The sequence below is a fragment of the Pseudomonas sp. DR 5-09 genome (assembly GCF_001655595.1).
Taxonomy (GTDB): Bacteria; Pseudomonadota; Gammaproteobacteria; order Pseudomonadales; family Pseudomonadaceae; genus Aquipseudomonas; species Aquipseudomonas pharyngis.
The window spans coordinates 1497945-1513889 of record NZ_CP011566.1; the positions used below are offsets into that span (position 1 = coordinate 1497945).

The following is a 15945-nucleotide window of genomic DNA, read 5'->3' on the forward strand; positions in this document are numbered from 1 at the left end:
ATTGAGAGGCGGGGGCGCAAGCTCCCGCTTGAATCTGCAAAGAAGGAGGGCGCGACCATGAGCCGGATGGCCACCCGAGTACGCCACATCAGTTTTGTCAGCCTGCTGGGGTTGTTCGCCAGCAGCGCGTTTGCCCAGTCGCCCGCCGACTTCATCAATGAGGCCTCGGCCAAAGGCATGGCCGACATCGAGGCCAGTCGTCTGGCGCACAGCAAGGCCGAGTCCAAAGAGGTCAAGGATTACACCATCGTCGTCATCAACGACCGCACCACCGCCAACCAGCATCTGGCGAAAATCGCCAAGAAACTGGACCTGCCGGTGGCGCCCCGCGAAGAAGTTGCCGACAAGGCCAAAGCGCTGATGCCCGAAGTCAAAGAAGGTGCGAGCTTCGATCAGGCCTACGCCGCCAGCCAGGTCAAAGCCACGGAAGAGGCCATTCAGCAGATCCAGCAGGAGGCTCAGACCACCGACGTGCCGGAGATCAAGGCGTTTGCCGACGAGACCCTGCCAAAACTGCAGAGTCATCTGGAAATGGCCCGAGCCCTTCAGGCCAGTCGCTGAATCCGCAGCAATGAAAACGGCGCTTTTTTAGCGCCGTTTTTTTTTGCCTGTCAGCATTCATTCAGATTCTGCTTCGGCTTGCTCTTGTCTCCCAGACCTTCCAGGTCAAACACCTCATTCTCACCCATCGCCCGGTAATGCCGACGCAGCGCCTCCAGCTGCTTGAGATCCAGCGACTCCAGCCCGAGCATCGCGTTCTGCGCCTCCTTGTTCACCCGCAGCAGTTCATCGAGTTTCAAATGCAGGATGTCGGTGTCACGGTTCTGGGTGTTCTGGATCAGGAACACCATCAGGAACGTGATGATCGTGGTCGAGGTGTTGATGATCAGTTGCCAGGTATCGTTGTAATCGAAAATCGGCCCGCTCAACCCCCAGAGCCCGATCAGAATCAACGCCCCCATGAACGTCTTGGGGCTGCCGGCCCAGAGGGCGAGCTTCTGGGAGATTTTTGCGAATTTCATGGCCGTTTTCCTTGTGGGGGGAGCTTGAAATTCAGACATCGGAGGGGGGCGGAAAATTCTACTTACAGTTTTCTGAGTCCCTGTGGGCATGGTGAAGACAGCGCTCCCGGCGATATCGGACGTACGTAGGGGAAGGCAGATAAACACGATCGCTGTATCGTGACGGCAGCCACTTTTCCACGTTTCGCCAGAACGTCCACGACAGGAGAACGCAATGACCTGGTCCGCCAAGCAATACGTCACTTTCGAAGATGAACGCACCCGCCCGGCTCGCGACTTGCTGGCGGCAATTCCCACGCCCGAGGCGCGTTCCGTGGTGGATATCGGGTGTGGTCCGGGCAACTCGACCGAGTTGCTGGTGGAGCGTTTTCCGGGGGCGAAAGTGCAGGGGCTCGACAGTTCGCCTGACATGATCGATGCCGCGCGCAAGCGTCTGCCGCAGTTGCAGTTCGCGGTGGCGGACATCGATAAATGGGCGGATGCAGGGCCATTCGATGTGATCTTTGCCAACGCCGTTTTGCAGTGGGTGCCGGATCACGCGACGTTGCTGCCGGCGCTGGCGGGCAAGTTGGCGCAGGGCGGCAGCCTGGCGATTCAGATGCCGGACAACCTCAACGAGCCGTCCCATCGGTTGATGCGGGAGGTCGCTGCCAACGGGCCGTGGGCCAGCAAACTGGCGGGCGCGGCGGGGCAGCGGACCGAGATGGCGGATGCCCGTGACTATTTCTCGAGGTTGCGGCCGCATTGCGCGCGGGTCGACGTGTGGCGCACCACCTATCACCATCAGCTGGCAGGCGGGGCTTCCGGCGTTGTCGAGTGGTTCAAGGGCAGCGGTCTGATTCCGTTCCTCAGTCCGCTGACGGAAGCGGAGCGAGCGGATTATCTGGCGCAGTATCTGGCGGAGGTCGCGAAGGCGTATCCGGCGCTGGCGGACGGTTCGGTGTTGTTGCCGTTTCCGCGGTTGTTCATTGTCGCCACACGTTGATACGAAATAGGGCCGATTTGATCGGCCCTTTCTTTACGGTCAGCGCTGTACAGCGACCAGCATCATCATCGGCCGCTCGCGCTCTTCAGCGAGGGCGGGTTGCGCAGCCACTTCCTCATCGCTCGGGCCCCATTCATTGACGTGTTGAATCGTGAACCCGGCGTCGATCAACGCGTTGAGCAGCGTGCCGACCGTACGATGTTGCTTGATCACGCCGTCGGCCAGCCAGTTGGTCACCCGCTCGCCCTCCATCTGATAACTGTCCAGCGGCCATCGCTTGTTGCCTTCGCTGTCGACCAGCCAGCCCGGATTGCGCGGCGCCATGAAGATCGGGTGCTCGATGGAAAACACGAAATGCGCACCGGGTTTAAGCGCCGCATGCAGTTTGTTAAACAGCCCCGAAAGATCCTTGATGTAGTGCAGTGCCAGCGAGCTGTAGGCCAGATCGTAAGTGCACGAAGGCAAGTCGAGGTGTTCCAGGTCGGCGCGTTCGTAGCGGATGTTTGCAGCTGAGGTGGTTTCTTTCGCCCGCTCGAGCATTTTCTCCGAGACATCCAGCCCCAGCACTTGGGCAGCGCCGTGTTCGCTGGCCCAGCGGCAGAACCAGCCGTAGCCGCAGCCCAGATCCACCACCTGTAAACCGTGCAGGGAGGGCAACAAGGCTTTCAGCGCCGGCCATTCCGGCGCAGCATCGAGGCCGCCGATGGAGCGGTTCATTTGGCTGTAGCCGTGGAAAAATTCGGGGTCGTCGTAGATGTTCTGGGTCATGGATTGCTGCTCTTTTGAATTTGATTTGGGTGGCTCGCAGGCCACGGTTTTGAATCCCTCGAACGGTGATGGCGCGTATTCGTCGATGGCCGCGCAGGGGGAGGGTGGTGGGCGATGGGGAAATGCTAGCGGGTCGTGGCGAGTGTGAGAACCGGGGGAGTGTTGGGGATCTGTAAACGCGGTTTTTCGATACGGGATGTTTAAAGAGTTGGCCATGTTTACTGAACCTTCCCACAAGGTTTTCAGGTTGTCCGTCGGAAGTGCGGGCTCTAGCCTGTGAGGGTCGCTGATGAATCGGCGATCGGGATTGGAACCCCGGCGACTTCCCAAAAAAGCAAAAGCAGCTTTCATGACGTATGCTTGCCCGCCTTCATGGTGTGCACTCTGTTATGGCGGCTGTGCGCGAGAGACTTCGAGTCTGTCGGGCTTTTGGCTTTTTTCGCCCGGGTTCCAACTCGTGTACAGCTGCCACCTCTTCGATTGGAACCGAGTAGGTCAGCTCCACCTATCGACTAGAAAGAAGCCATTATGAAGAAGCCAACCCCGAATCCCCCAGAAGTCGAAACCGACCCAACGTCCCCGTACGTCTCGATCGACTGCAGAAAACTCCACGACGCCGCCAACCGCGCCCTCGATCATTACCTCTGCCCCGGCGCCCATGTCATGGGCACGACCAACCAACCCGAACCGATGTACTTCGCCAACCCGGCCTACGACACTGAATCCTTGCTCGCTAACGCCAGCGAATCCCTTGGCTCGGCCAGCGAAATGCTCAACAACTTCGCCGCCACCCTTGACCCCACCCACCGCAGAACCGCGATAGGCATTGCGCAACTGGTGATGCTGGGGGAATTGGCGGTGAATCAGGCGCTGGATCATGTTGAGGTGAAGGACTGAATTGCAGCTGTTCTGGCAGGTATAAAAAAACCGGTCATCGCGACCGGTTTTTTTATCAGCTTCAACTTTGCTGCAACACCTTGAGCGCCGCCGAGGCCAGGAATCCGGAGCGGCTTTTCTCTTCCGGGTGATGCAACACGTATTCATCAATACGGTTCAGCAGGTACCCCGGCAATGTGATGTTGAGTTTTTGAGCTTTGCCCAGGTATTTGGTTACATCGATGTCCACCAACGCCCACGTGCAGCCAGCGTATTTTGGATTGGCGGCATGCAGCGTGACCTTGTTGGCTGGCGGGATCGGGGAACCGTCCTCTGCCAGAATCTCGAAATGGCCTTCGATGGCTTCGCGAGCCATGGCCATTGCATCGTCCAGATCATCTCCAGCGGAGAAGCAGCCCGGAATATCCGGCACCTCCACTCCCCAGGCATGTCCTTCATCACCCACTGAAATCGCGATCGGGTAAAGCATGTGTCGTCCTCCACGGCGCAATTGACCTGATGAGTCAGAGCAGCGCCTGCTGCAAAATACTGATGGCCGTTTTCTTGAGCAGATCCTTCTTCGGGTGAGGCACTGTGACCAGACCAGGTTTGGTCGGATGCTTGAAGTGATGATGATGACTGCCCCTGACCCGCACCAGATACCAACCGTCTGCGACGAGCTGGCCAATTAGAAAGCGGCTATTCACAACACCTCCCTGCGGTGTGCTTGGTGGGTACTATACCCACGATTTTTTATCGATCAACACTATAACCACCGAGCGGTCATCGTCCTTTGATGGAGGCGGCGGTCACGAAGAAGTCTAGGTGGGGATACTTCAGCTGGATGGGGAGTGTATTGCAGGCCGTTTCCATGAAATCCAATGGGTTGGCGTTGAAGCTAAACAGGTGTGGGTTCTTGGCCAAAGTAAATTTCTGAGGCGGCCTCCAATTCCGATATTTTGTGGTTTATCTCGATTTTGGCGCGATAACCCACAGCGAAATGGAGTTAAGAAGTCCAAGTAATGTCCGCTCTCGGCGTAGTGAACGGGATTTGCCCTAAATCCCGGACACAAAAAAACCGGCCCTGCAGGCCGGTTTTTCTGTTTCCGCATCCCCCGTCAAACCACGACGCAGGACATAAATTCGATTGGAGCGGGTGAAGGGAATCGAACCCTCGTTATCAGCTTGGGAAGCTGGAGTAATGCCATTATACGACACCCGCTCAGAGCGGCTGACTTTGTACCAGACTCGGCCACGGATTTGAAGTTTTCTTTGCACGCGAACTACGGAAAGTCTTGAAACAGAGCCGAAATCGGTCAATCGCGGGCAAGCGCTGCGGGCTGGAGGACGGCTGAATCTCAGCCTCGCAGGCTTGCTCGCGACGACACTGTTTCAAATGGCCAATGCATGGTGATCCTGGACAAACTGGTAACGCGTTCGGCTGGCCTGTTGCGCCGGTTTCAGGAAACCGAGCAGGGCGTTCTGGCTGTCCCGGCAGGCGGATTTGTGTTCCATGTCGAGGAAGTGCCCGGTGGCCTGAAGGGTGGTGAAGGTGCTCTGCGCGACGTGGTTGCCGAACAGTCGGGCGTCTTCGGCGGCGGTGTATTCGTCCCATTCGCCGTTCAGGAACAGCACCGGTACGTTGATTTTCTTCGCCGCGTTCAAATAGCACTGACGGTCGCTGTGCAGCACGTCGTTAATGTGGAAATGCATCTGCCCGTATTCGTGCTCGGCCAGGCTGCTGACGTGGCGATAGTTGAAGCGCTTGAACAGCGACGGCAGGTGTTTGCCGATGGTGTCGTTGACGAGGTGCCCGACTCGGTCGCCGTCGCGTTTGCCGAGGCATTCGACGCCGCGTTCGAGGTAATCAAGCATGTGCGCGTTGATTACTGGCGAGAACGAGCTGATCACGGCTTTTTCAATGCGCCGAGGCTGATGCGCGAGGGCGACCATGGTCGCGGCGCCACCCCAGGAGAACGACAAAACGTGCTCGGCGGCGAAGTGATCGATCAGCTCCAGCAGGATCAGACCTTCAACTTCTTTCGTCAGATGTTTCTCGTGGCGGTTGTGGACTTTCGACTTGCCCGCGTAGGGCTGGTCGTAGCAGACCACGTTGAATTGCGGGTGCAGATTTTTCACGGTTTGTGCAAACGACGCAGTCGTGGCCATCGAGCCGTTGACCAGGATGATGGTCTTTTCTGCGGCGTCTGCGCGATAGAACTCCGTGTAAACCCGATACTGACCCTGTATATCCAGCACAGCGATTTCTGGCCTCATGTCATAAGACTCCTGGCAAGCAAGCGGGTATGCGCGCAAATGAGATTGCACGAGCTTTGTGACAGGTAGGCATACGCCTGGAATTTTGGAGCCCATGTCGATCCGGTACGGCAGGTCGACGGGTGTTGTTATTGGCGGGCAGTCTGTCGGCTGAGGCGCAACCCTGATGGGCTGTCTACCGACAAAAAGTTTCTTGGATGTTATGTGTGACTCATCGGTCACAATTTGGCCGACGACCTGATTCAAGCAGGGGGATCCGGATCGCGCAAGTGCCGTTGGTAAATTGTTCGACAACTTCTGCTGAGCGGTCGGCTGCTTAGAACAAATGAATCTCTTCGGTGCGCAAAGCGCGGTACTCGCCCGGTTTTAGCGCGTGATCGAGCGGCAGCGGGCCCATGGATTCGCGGTGCAGGCGCAGCACTTTGTTGTTGAAGTGGCCGAACATGCGCTTCACCTGATGGTAACGACCTTCGACGATGCTCAACCGCGCAGTTCGCGGGCCGAGCACTTGCAGCTGCGCCGGTTGGGTGGTCAGGTCTTCGAAGGCGAAGTAGATCCCCTCGGCGAACTTGATCGCATATTCCGGGCCGATCTCCTGTTCGGTCTCGACGTAATAGACCTTCGGCAGTTTGGTCTGCGGCTGGGTCAGGCGCCGCGACCAGCTGCCGTCATTGGTGATCAACATCAGCCCGGTGGTGTTGAAATCCAGCCGCCCGGCGATGTGCAGGTCGTCTTTGTCCGGCTCGTGGATCAGGTCGAGCACGGTCGGATGCTCGGGATCGCGGGTGGCGCTGACGCAGCCCTGCGGTTTGTACAGCATGAAGTAGCGCGCCGGTTTGCCGGGTTGCAGCACTTCGTCGTCGACCTCCACACGGCTGAACTCAAGGACTTCGCTGTGGGGATCGCTGACGACTTTTCCGTCAATGCGCACGCGCTTTTCCACCAGCAACAGGCGAACCTGCTTGCGGTTGTAGCGGGGCAGGTTACTCAGGAAACGGTCGACACGCATGATCAGCAATCGGCAGGAAGCGGGGCGCGCATCTTACGGGATCGACGGCCTGGCCGCTTGCAGTTGCGCCTCGACCTGGGCGCAGCGCGGGCACAGGCAGGACTTGTCGCGCAGTTCCGGCGGCAGGGCTTCGAGCACTGCCGGATCGATGGATACGCCGTAGCACCAGCAGGCGCGGTCGGCGGTGCGCGGGTCGGCCAGGGTGCAGTCGTTGCGGGCGCCGCAGGCCGGGCAGAGGTCAGGTGTGTTCTTGGCGTCAGGCATAGGTCGAGTGAGGCATTTCCACGCAGGTGCGGTTGCGGCCGGTCTGTTTGGCCCGGTACATCGCATGATCGGCCCGGGACAGCAGACTGTGCAAGGTGTCATCCGGTTGCAGGGTGGTGGCGCCGATGCTGACGTTCAGATTCAGGGTGTGACCGTTGTAGGCATATTCATGCTGTTCGACGTGCTGGCGGATCTTCTCGGCAATCTTCTGACCGGTTTCGCCGTCGGTGTCCTTCAGCAGCACGATAAATTCCTCACCGCCCCAACGGCAGACGATATCGGAATGCCGCAGACAACTTTGCAGGTCCCGGGCGAACCCGATCAGCACCTGATCGCCGGCCATGTGCCCGTAGGTGTCGTTCAAAGCCTTGAAGTGGTCCAGATCCAGCAGCAGCGCGGTCAGCGGTTTCGGCTCACGGTGCGCTTCGTGCAGCGCTTGCACGGCGAGCAGGTCGAAGCCGCGGCGGTTGGGCAGTTCGGTGAGGCTGTCGAGGGTGGCCTGGGCGTGGATCTTTTCCTGATAGCGGCGGATCAAGCGGTTGACCAGGGCCAGCACGATCAACGTCACCAGCAGGCAGATCAGCAGGTTGAGGTACAGCGACTGGCGGATTTCGCTCAGCGCGCCGTCTTCGCGTTTGTCGACAAACAGGTACCAGTTCAGCTCCGGAATGAACCGCACGTTGAGGAAATGCCCCTGGCCGTGGGTGGAATATTCGTAGCTGCCGCTGTGGGGTTTGGGCAGCTGGCTGACCAGGCTTTTCATGCTGTCGAGGTCGGTCAGGCTTTTCCCGACCCGCGCCCCTTCCGGTCCGCCCTCGGCGCCGGTCAGTACCAGTCGGCCGAAGGTGTCGACGAAGTAAACACTGCGTTGATAGCGCTGCTGGTACTTGTCGATCAGCTTGATCACCGCATCCACTGTCAGCCCCACGCCAGCGGCTCCGATGAAGCGATCGTTGTAGTCGTAGACCTTGTAGTTGATGAAGAAGGTCATGTTGTCTTTGTTGGCCAGGTCCGGGTCGACATTGATCTCGTACGGATCCTTCATGTCGCGCACGCGGAAGTACCAGGCGTCGCGCGGCTCGTCGATCTTTACCTGCTTGAGCACACCTTTGGCGTGGTAGTAAGTGTGGGTGCTGTTGGAGACGAAAAACGCGGTGTAGGCGCCGTAGTGGGTCATGACCTCGTCGAGGTAGCGGGTCATCTGGTCGCTGTCTTTTTCGCCGTTCACCACCCAGTCGCGCATGAAGGTGTCGCGGGACATCATCGAGGAAATCAGGATCGGTCTGACGAGGTCTTTCTGGATTTCCGAGTACACCGTGTCGGAGGTCAGCGGCAGTTCGGTGTTGACGATGTTGTCGCGGATCGACGCCCGTGAGGCGTAGTAGCTGAGCAGCGAGGTGGCGAGGAAACCTGCGCCGAGCAGGGCGATCAGGGTCAGTACCAGCGAACGTTGGGAGTGAAACGCAGATCTGAGCGGCATTGGCAATTCCGTTGACAGTGACCCGATGGGCAGCATTCTAGTGGCACGGCGGGGAAAAGACTGCGGGATTTGTGCCTGAAATGCGGGGGGATCAGCCGGGCAGGGGTGTCTGGAGAATGGCTCACTCATCCAGCCCCCTCCCGGAACGAGAGGGGGCGGTGTTCGGATCAGTTTCCGGTTTGCAGATATGCTCGCCACCCACCCAAATGGCTGATGTCGGTTGCACCTTCCAGGCCGTAGGGTTCGCAGATGAATCCGCTCTCCCAGCGGCCGTCCGCCAGTTGTACCTTGCCCAGACCCAGCGGCGCCGGGATGCCGGTCAGGAACGAGCCCAGCTCACGGCTCGGCAATTCCCAGACTTCCACCTCGATGGCCACGCCACCTTCGGCCACGCGCAGCATCCCCGGACGCAACGGTGGGCCGCCGGCCAGGGCATAGAGTTTGTAGTCCTTCGAGCTGTAGGTGGCCTCGATCAGGCGTGCGTCGCGCTGACGCAGTTGCCAGTTCAGGGCCAGCCCGTCCAGGTGCGCACCGCAGACCACCAGTCGTGCACGGTCATGGCGCGCCGGGTTGTTCGGCGTCGGCAGCGCGCGATCCTGCTGGCGCTGCAAGGCATCGGCCACTCCCAGCAGATACTGATCGGTAAACGCCCGGCCAAACAGCGTCACACCCCACGGCAGCCCGTTGTCCATGAAACCGCTGGGCACGGCGACGGCGGCGTAATCAAGCAGGTTCATGAAGTTGGTGTAGTAGCCCAGTTCGGAATTGCGCAGCACCGGTTCGGCGTCGAGTTCCGCCAGCGTCACCGGGCGGCCGATAGTGGGCGTGAGCACGCAGTCGAGTCCTTCCAGCGCTTTATCGCAAACGGCTTTCAGCGCTTGCAGGCGGTATTGCGCACGGAACGTCTGCACGCCGCTGACGGCCGGTGCTTTGGCCAGCACCGCGCGGATCACCGGCAGCACTGCTGCGGGATTTTCTTCCATCAACTCGCCGGCCACGCTGTAGCGCTCGGCCACCCAGGGCCCTTCATAGAGCAACCGCGCCGCTTCGAGGAACGGCGACAGGTCTAGCTCGACAGCCTCACCCCCCGCAGCCTTGAGCCGGTCGATGGCATCGCCGAACAGCAGCGGGCCTTCCTCACAGCCGAAAAATTCCAGGTCTTGCGCACGCGGTACACCGAAGCGAAACGGCCGTGGCACACCGAACGCGGTGCCGTCGTTCCATGACGGATTACTGCGGCTGTATTCGTCCCGTGGATCGAGGCGCGCGGTCAGTGCCAGTAGCTGACTGGCTTCCCGCGCCGTTGCGGTGAACGTGGTGACGCAATCGAGCGTGCGACAGGCCGGCAGCACGCCGGCGGTGGAGATCAGGCCTTTGCTGGCTTTCAGCCCCACCAGGTTGTTCAGCGCCGCCGGCACCCGGCCGGAGCCGGCGGTGTCGGTGCCGAGGGCAAAACTGGCAACGCCGAGCGCCACCGCCAGCGACGAACCGGCGCTGGAGCCGCCCGACGGATACTCCGGCAACACGCTGTTCGGGCAGGCGCCGTAAGGCGAACGGCTGCCGTTGAGGCCGGTGGCGAACTGGTCGAGGTTGGTCTTGCCCAGCGGGATCGCCCCCAGCGCCAGCAGTTGCTCGACGATGGTCGCCGAACGCTCCGGCACATAGGCGAACGCCGGGCACGCGGCGGTGGTGGGAATGCCGGCGAGGTCGATGTTGTCCTTGATCGCGAACGGCACGCCATACAACGGCAGGCTGTCGAGGTCGCGACCGTCGAGGGCGGCCAGATACGGTTCCAATTCTTCGACGCTGAGCAAGTGGATGAACAGGTGATAGTCCGGGTTCAGCGCCGCCGCTTTGTCCCGCAGCGCCAGCAGCAGTTGCCGCGGTGTGGTGTCGCCATTGCGGTAGGCCTGGCGCAGGGCATCGAGTTGCAGATTCATGGGTTGATCCTTTGGCAAATGGTTTCAGTCGAGTTCCAGCACCACGACCCGTTGTCCGGCACGCACCGCCGATCCCGGCTGCACGCGAATGTCCTGCACCACCCCGGCCATGGGCGCGAGGACGGGGATTTCCATCTTCATCGACTCCAGAATCACCAGCACATCACCGGCCGCCACGCGGCTGCCGACCTCGACCTGCACCTGCCAGAGGTTGCCGGCAATGTGGCTGTCGATACTCTGCTGGCCGCTGGTCAGCGGTGTGTCTTCGCTGCTGTCCGGCACGGCTTCTTCGCTGTCGAAGTGCGCCTGGCCACTGGCGATCCAGCGTTCGCGCTCAGCCTGGAAGGCACCCTGTTGCTGCGTCCGGAAAGTGTCGATGCTCTTGGCTTCGCGTTGCAGAAAGGCCTGGTAGTCGGCGAGGTTGAGCTGACTGTGTTCGATGTTCAGCTCGAAGCGGCCGAGGGGAAAGTCGCGGCGGATGCGCAGCAGTTCTTCGGCGCTGACCGGGTAGAAACGGATCTGATCGAAAAACCGCAGCAGCCACGGTTTGCCGTCGAACGCCGCGACCTCGCGATAGCGGTTCCACATCTGCAAGGTGCGCCCGACAAACTGGTAACCGCCGGGGCCCTCCATGCCGTACACGCACATGTAGGCGCCGCCGATGCCTACCGAGTTCTCGGCGGTCCAGGTGCGTGCCGGGTTGTACTTGGTGGTCACCAGCCGATGGCGCGGGTCGAGCGGGGTGGCGACCGGCGCACCAAGGTAGACATCACCGAGGCCCATCACCAGATAGCTCGCGTCGAACACCGTGCGCTGCACCTCGTCGAGGTTCGGCAGGTCGTTGATGCGGCGAATGAACTCCAGGTTGCTCGGGCACCACGGCGCGTCCTTGCGCACGGTGGTCATGTATTTCTCGATCGCCAACTGGCAGGCCGGATCGTCCCACGACAGCGGCAGATGGACGATGCGCGACGGTACTTGCAAGTCCTGGGCGGCGCACACCGCATCCCATTCACCAGCGACGATGCCGAGCAGATCGGCCAGCGGCAATTGTTCGGGCTGGTAGTGGATCTGCAGCGAACGAATGCCCGGTGTCAGGTCGATCACGCCGTGCAGGTTTTTGCCTTCCAGCGCCTGCATCAGGGCATGGGCGCGAAAGCGCAGGACCAGATCCAGTTCCGGCGCGCCGATTTCCAGCAGCAGATGGGTATCGCCGGACACACGCCCGACCAGCCGCTTGTCGTCCTGACCCAACTCCAGAACCACAGGCGAAACCAGACCCTGAGGGAGCTGGCCTGCCAGCGATGAAGGTGACGCGGTGTCTGCTCGGGCCCCATCGCTGGCAAGCCGGCTCCCACAGGTATCCCAATTGAGGGCGAGGTTGCGGGCAGTCTTGAGATCGACCGGTTCAAACTGCACCTTGTCCCCGGCCTTCAGTTGCCCGAGCTGCCAGAGATCGGCCTCGATCACCGTCACCGGGCACACGAAACCGCCAAGGCTCGGGCCGTCCGGACCGAGGATTACCGGCATGTCGCCGGTGAAGTCCACGGCGCCGATGGCGTAGGGATTGTCGTGGATGTTCGACGGATGCAGCCCGGCCTCGCCGCCGTCGGCGCGCACCCATTCCGGTTTCGGCCCGATCAGGCGCACGCCGGTGCGGCTGGAGTTGAAATGCACTTCCCATTGCGTGGCGAAAAAGGTGCCGATGTAGTTTTCAGTGAAATATTCAGGCGCGCCATGGGGGCCGTAGATGACGCGGATCCGGCGCACGGCAGGTAATTCGCTGACGTGATGGGGGGCTAATGTCTGCCCGGCGCTGCGCTCATTCAGGGCAGCCAGATGCAGCACGTCACCGGCGCGCAAGGCCCGCCCGCCATGACCGCCGAACTGACCAAGGGTGAAGGTGCTTTTGCTGCCCAGATAGTCCGGCACCTGCAAGCCGCCACGCAGGCACAGGTAGCTGCGGGCGCCAGCGTCGAGCAAACCGCCGAGATGTAACTGGCTGCCTGCTTCGATCAACAGCACGGTGTTCATCGGCACCGCTTCGCCGTCGAGTGTCAGCGTCAACGGCGCCCCCGTCACCGCCACCACCGCGTCGCAATTGAAGCGCAGCAGGGGCCCGTTCATGGTGATTTCCAGTGCCGCCGCGCCTTCGGCATTGCCCAGCAAGCGATTGCCCAGACGCAACGCGCGGCTGTCCATCGGCCCCGAAGGTGGCACGCCGACCGCCCAGTAACCGAGGCGACCGGGGTAGTCCTGGACGCTGGTCTGGGTGCCGGCGCTCAGCACTTCGAAGGTGTTGGCCCGGTACACCAGGCCTTCCAGGCAACGGGTCCACGGCTCGCCGCTGGCAAACGGCGCATCGAGCAGAATCTGCCGCAGGTAGTCGCGATTGGTTTCCACGCCGTACAGCAGGCTGTCGCCGAGGGCCTGGTGCAGTTCGGCGCGGGCCTGTTCGCGGGTCGGCGCCCAGCTGATGACTTTGGCGATCATCGGATCGAAGTAGGGCGGGATCTCGCAACCGGCCTCGACCCAGGTGTCGATGCGCAGTTGAATGCCGTTGGCCGCAGGAAACTCCACAGCGGTCAACAGCCCCGGACTCGGCTGGAAATCTCGCCCCGGATCCTCCGCATACAGCCGTGCCTGAATCGCGTGGCCTTGCGGTTTCAGGCTTTCAAACAACTCGCTCAGCTGCGGCAGATCTCCCGCCGCCAACTCGACCATCCAGCGCACCAGATCAACGCCCCACACCTGTTCGGTGACGCCGTGTTCGACCTGCAGCCGGGTGTTCACTTCCAGAAAATAGAAGCGCTGTGCATCGCTGTCGAAGACGAATTCGACGGTGCCTGCGCTGCGGTAATTCACTGCTTTGGCCAGTTTGATCGCCGCCGCGCACAGCTCATCCGCCATGCCGTCGGGCAGGTTCGGTGCCGGGGTTTCCTCGAGGACTTTCTGGTTGCGCCGCTGCACCGAGCAGTCGCGCACGCCAAGGGCGATCACTTCGCCATGGCCGTCGCCGAACACCTGAACCTCCAGATGCCGCGCACGCTGGATGTACTTCTCGATGAAGACCCCGGCGTCGCTGAAGTTGTTCTGCCCGAGGCGCTTCACCGCCTCGAACGACTCGCTCAGTTCGCTGGCGTTACGGCACACGCGCATGCCGATGCCACCGCCACCGGCGGTGCTTTTGAGCATCACCGGATAACCGACGTGCGCGCCGGCAATCAGCGCGGCGTCGAGGCTGTCGAGCAGTTCGGTGCCTTCGAGCATCGGCACGCCGTGCTGTTTGGCCAGCGCGCGGGCGGTGTGCTTGAGGCCAAACACCCGCAGCTGTTCCGGAGTCGGGCCGATGAAGGCAATGCCATGGTTTGCGCAGGCTTCGGCGAACGCGGCGTTTTCCGAGAGGAAGCCGTAGCCGGGATGGATCGCTGTGGCGCCAGTGGCTTTGGCGATGGCGAGGATCTTTTCGACGGCCAGATAAGTGCCGGCCGCTGCGCCTTCACCGAGGCTGTGGGCTTCGTCCGCTTGCAGGATGTGCAGGCTGGCGGCATCGGCTTCGGAGTACACCGCGACGCCTTCGACGTGCAGTTCACGCAAGGTGCGCAGAATGCGGCAGGCAATCGCGCCACGGTTGGCAATCAGGACTTTTTCGAACATGGCAAAACCCCTGAAGGGGATGCGGGCCGTCCCGCAGTTTTTCGATGAGCGCCGGGGTCGTCCCCGACGGCAAAATCACAATTTCGAAAGTCACCATTGACCTTGTGGGAGCGGGCCTGCCCGCGATGGCGATGTGTCAGTCATCATCAATGTTGGCTGTGCCGACGCCATCGCTGGCAAGCCAGCTCCCACAGGGTTCAGGGGTGTTTTGGGGATTTCAGACACTGGCCGGAACGGGCCTGGCACAGGGCGAAAAGCCAACGGCGCAGACGGGCGAATGTCAGTTCCATACCAGTAGCTCCGCAGGTGTCGGGTTGTAGGCGTTGCACGGGTTGTTCAGTTGCGGGCAGTTGGAGATCAGCACGATCACGTCCATCTCGGCGCGCAGGTCGACGTATTTGCCGGGGGCGGAAATGCCGTCCTCGAAGGTCAGGCCGCCGTCGGCGGTCACGGGCACGTTCATGAAGAAATTGATGTTCGGCCCGATGTCACCTTTGCCCAGGCGCCCGTCGTGGGCGCAGGCACGCAGGTAGTTATCGCGGCAGCTGTGCATGTAGCGTTTTTCCAGGGCGTAGCGCACGGTGTTGCTCTCCTGCGCGCAGGCGCCGCCGAGGGTGTCGTGGCGGCCGCAGGTGTCGGCGATGATGGTCAGCATCGGTTTGCCAAGGTTGGAATACAAAACGCTGCCGGTGCTCAGGTACACGCTGTTCTGCCGGCGCAAAGTGCGTTGCACATCGTAGCGCTCGCGGGGATTGGCGAGGCTGTAGAACAGCGTATCGACCGCCTGGTTGCCCTCAAGGTCGAGGATGCGCAGGGTCTGGCCGGCCTTGACCTCCATCAGCCAAGGTTCGCCGGCCGGGATGGTGGCGCGGTACACCGCAGCGTCGGGTTGTTTTTGCGAAGTGGCGATAGCAACTGACATGGCGATGATCCTCAGGCGAACAAACGGTCGGTGTTGATAAAGCCGCGCTCGTTCTCCGGGCGCGAGGTGCGGCAGTGCTCGGCGACGCTGGCGTCGGCGTTCATCCAGCTCAGCTTCAGCGGTTTTGGCGCGTAGTCGGGCGACGGATCCATCGGGTGTTGCAGGGCAGTGAGGACGACGAGGGTGTCCATTGGCGCGTACAGCTCGATGTAGTCGCCGGCCTTCGAATGGCCTTCGACGAAATGGAAGCGCCCGGCTTCATCGACGTTGACCCGGCTGAACAGGTTGAGGGTCATCAGCAGGTCGGACATGCCCAAGCCCCACTTGCCCAGTTCTACCAGCAGGTTGTCGGTGCCGTTGCGAAAGAAGCCGTTGCGCAGTTCCTGATAGCGGCCCTGGCCGTATTTTTCCGCGACCTCTTCAGCGCACAGCACACCGCCGAGGCTGTCGCTCCAGCCGCAGGTGTCGGCGGTGATTGCCGCCAGCACCCGACCCATGTCCGAGTACAGGCAATGTCCGGTGGTGAGCTTGGCGGTGTGTTGGCACTTGAGGCTGTCGGGCAGGTTCAGGCGCTCGGTTTTTTCGTTGGCGTTGAGCAGGGTCAGGCTGACGTTGGCACCGCCGCGCAGGTCGGTCAGGCGCAGCAACTGGCCGCGTTTAAGGACGAAGGAACGGTGACCGCCACCGGGCAGGGTTTCTTCGGCGAAGGGTGGAAACAGTTGGGTCGAATCAGTCATGGGAGCAG

15 protein-coding genes and 1 tRNA gene are annotated in these 15945 nt (G+C 61.2%); 3 read left to right on the plus strand and 13 right to left on the minus strand.

The window, feature by feature from the left end; genetic code table 11:
- The first annotated feature begins 57 nt into the window (after nt 1–57).
- On the plus strand, nt 58–561 hold the full coding sequence (locus tag PDR5_RS06735) for a DUF4142 domain-containing protein (protein WP_064594055.1): 504 nt from the start codon (nt 58–60) through the stop codon (nt 559–561).
- Between the two features lie 50 nt (nt 562–611).
- Here the strand turns inward: PDR5_RS06735 and PDR5_RS06740 are convergent, their stop codons facing one another.
- Nucleotides 612–1022 (minus strand): low affinity iron permease family protein, encoded by a 411-nt coding sequence (locus PDR5_RS06740; protein ID WP_064594057.1) that lies wholly within the window; start codon nt 1020–1022, stop codon nt 612–614.
- Nucleotides 1023–1236: 214 nt separating this feature from the next.
- On the opposite strand from PDR5_RS06740, the gene tam reads away from it, so the two are divergent.
- Nucleotides 1237–2007, plus strand: a complete 771-nt coding sequence (gene tam, locus PDR5_RS06745; RefSeq protein ID WP_064594059.1) for a trans-aconitate 2-methyltransferase — start codon at nt 1237–1239, stop codon at nt 2005–2007.
- A gap of 39 nt (nt 2008–2046) precedes the next feature.
- Here the strand turns inward: tam and PDR5_RS06750 are convergent, their stop codons facing one another.
- The gene (locus PDR5_RS06750) at nt 2047–2775 is read right to left on the minus strand and encodes a class I SAM-dependent methyltransferase (protein ID WP_064594061.1); all 729 of its coding nucleotides are present in this window, start codon (nt 2773–2775) and stop codon (nt 2047–2049) included.
- 528 nt (nt 2776–3303) lie between these two features.
- Here PDR5_RS06750 and PDR5_RS06755 point away from each other — a divergent pair.
- Nucleotides 3304–3672, plus strand: coding sequence for a DUF6124 family protein (locus tag PDR5_RS06755; protein ID WP_064594063.1), 369 nt, complete (start codon nt 3304–3306; stop codon nt 3670–3672).
- A gap of 61 nt (nt 3673–3733) precedes the next feature.
- Here PDR5_RS06755 and PDR5_RS06760 read toward each other — a convergent pair whose 3' ends face one another.
- From PDR5_RS06760 to PDR5_RS06810, 11 genes are all read right to left on the minus strand, one after another.
- Nucleotides 3734–4141: a type II toxin-antitoxin system HicB family antitoxin gene (locus PDR5_RS06760; RefSeq protein WP_064594065.1), complete on the minus strand. Its 408-nt coding sequence runs from the start codon at nt 4139–4141 to the stop codon at nt 3734–3736.
- 34 nt (nt 4142–4175) lie between these two features.
- Nucleotides 4176–4358: a type II toxin-antitoxin system HicA family toxin gene (locus PDR5_RS06765; RefSeq protein WP_064594067.1), complete on the minus strand. Its 183-nt coding sequence runs from the start codon at nt 4356–4358 to the stop codon at nt 4176–4178.
- 441 nt (nt 4359–4799) lie between these two features.
- Nucleotides 4800–4873 (minus strand) — tRNA-Gly (locus PDR5_RS06770).
- A gap of 170 nt (nt 4874–5043) precedes the next feature.
- Nucleotides 5044–5928 carry an alpha/beta fold hydrolase gene (locus PDR5_RS06775; RefSeq protein WP_011332879.1) on the minus strand — a complete coding sequence of 295 codons (885 nt, stop codon included), beginning with the start codon at nt 5926–5928 and terminating at the stop codon, nt 5044–5046.
- 316 nt (nt 5929–6244) lie between these two features.
- The gene (locus PDR5_RS06780; RefSeq protein WP_064600709.1) at nt 6245–6937 is read right to left on the minus strand and encodes a pseudouridine synthase; all 693 of its coding nucleotides are present in this window, start codon (nt 6935–6937) and stop codon (nt 6245–6247) included.
- A gap of 33 nt (nt 6938–6970) precedes the next feature.
- Nucleotides 6971–7201: a cysteine-rich CWC family protein gene (locus tag PDR5_RS06785; protein WP_064594069.1), complete on the minus strand. Its 231-nt coding sequence runs from the start codon at nt 7199–7201 to the stop codon at nt 6971–6973.
- The gene (locus PDR5_RS06790; RefSeq protein WP_064594074.1) at nt 7194–8681 is read right to left on the minus strand and encodes a sensor domain-containing diguanylate cyclase; all 1488 of its coding nucleotides are present in this window, start codon (nt 8679–8681) and stop codon (nt 7194–7196) included. The genes PDR5_RS06785 and PDR5_RS06790 overlap by 8 nt, the downstream gene beginning before the upstream one ends.
- Before the next feature lie 167 nt (nt 8682–8848).
- Entirely contained in the window at nt 8849–10621 is a 1773-nt protein-coding gene (gene atzF, locus PDR5_RS06795; protein WP_064594076.1) for an allophanate hydrolase, read from the minus strand.
- Nucleotides 10622–10645: 24 nt separating this feature from the next.
- Nucleotides 10646–14278: an urea carboxylase gene (gene uca / locus PDR5_RS06800; RefSeq protein ID WP_064594078.1), complete on the minus strand. Its 3633-nt coding sequence runs from the start codon at nt 14276–14278 to the stop codon at nt 10646–10648.
- A gap of 280 nt (nt 14279–14558) precedes the next feature.
- On the minus strand, nt 14559–15200 hold the full coding sequence (locus PDR5_RS06805) for an urea amidolyase associated protein UAAP2 (RefSeq protein ID WP_064594080.1): 642 nt from the start codon (nt 15198–15200) through the stop codon (nt 14559–14561).
- A gap of 11 nt (nt 15201–15211) precedes the next feature.
- Nucleotides 15212–15937 carry an urea amidolyase associated protein UAAP1 gene (locus PDR5_RS06810; RefSeq protein WP_064594082.1) on the minus strand — a complete coding sequence of 242 codons (726 nt, stop codon included), beginning with the start codon at nt 15935–15937 and terminating at the stop codon, nt 15212–15214.
- Nucleotides 15938–15945 lie beyond the last annotated feature (8 nt).

What these genes read in the sequence shown, in the direction of transcription:
- PDR5_RS06735 (WP_064594055.1), top strand. Translation starts at nt 58, where the DNA reads ATGAGCCGGATGGCCACCCGAGTACGCCACATCAGTTTTGTCAGCCTG.
- PDR5_RS06740 (WP_064594057.1), bottom strand. Translation starts at nt 1,022, where the DNA reads ATGAAATTCGCAAAAATCTCCCAGAAGCTCGCCCTCTGGGCCGGCAGC.
- tam (WP_064594059.1), top strand. Translation starts at nt 1,237, where the DNA reads ATGACCTGGTCCGCCAAGCAATACGTCACTTTCGAAGATGAACGCACC.
- PDR5_RS06750 (WP_064594061.1), bottom strand. Translation starts at nt 2,775, where the DNA reads ATGACCCAGAACATCTACGACGACCCCGAATTTTTCCACGGCTACAGC.
- PDR5_RS06755 (WP_064594063.1), top strand. Translation starts at nt 3,304, where the DNA reads ATGAAGAAGCCAACCCCGAATCCCCCAGAAGTCGAAACCGACCCAACG.
- PDR5_RS06760 (WP_064594065.1), bottom strand. Translation starts at nt 4,141, where the DNA reads ATGCTTTACCCGATCGCGATTTCAGTGGGTGATGAAGGACATGCCTGG.
- PDR5_RS06775 (WP_011332879.1), bottom strand. Translation starts at nt 5,928, where the DNA reads ATGAGGCCAGAAATCGCTGTGCTGGATATACAGGGTCAGTATCGGGTT.
- PDR5_RS06780 (WP_064600709.1), bottom strand. Translation starts at nt 6,937, where the DNA reads ATGCGTGTCGACCGTTTCCTGAGTAACCTGCCCCGCTACAACCGCAAG.
- PDR5_RS06785 (WP_064594069.1), bottom strand. Translation starts at nt 7,201, where the DNA reads ATGCCTGACGCCAAGAACACACCTGACCTCTGCCCGGCCTGCGGCGCC.
- PDR5_RS06790 (WP_064594074.1), bottom strand. Translation starts at nt 8,681, where the DNA reads ATGCCGCTCAGATCTGCGTTTCACTCCCAACGTTCGCTGGTACTGACC.
- atzF (WP_064594076.1), bottom strand. Translation starts at nt 10,621, where the DNA reads ATGAATCTGCAACTCGATGCCCTGCGCCAGGCCTACCGCAATGGCGAC.
- uca (WP_064594078.1), bottom strand. Translation starts at nt 14,278, where the DNA reads ATGTTCGAAAAAGTCCTGATTGCCAACCGTGGCGCGATTGCCTGCCGC.
- PDR5_RS06805 (WP_064594080.1), bottom strand. Translation starts at nt 15,200, where the DNA reads ATGTCAGTTGCTATCGCCACTTCGCAAAAACAACCCGACGCTGCGGTG.
- PDR5_RS06810 (WP_064594082.1), bottom strand. Translation starts at nt 15,937, where the DNA reads ATGACTGATTCGACCCAACTGTTTCCACCCTTCGCCGAAGAAACCCTG.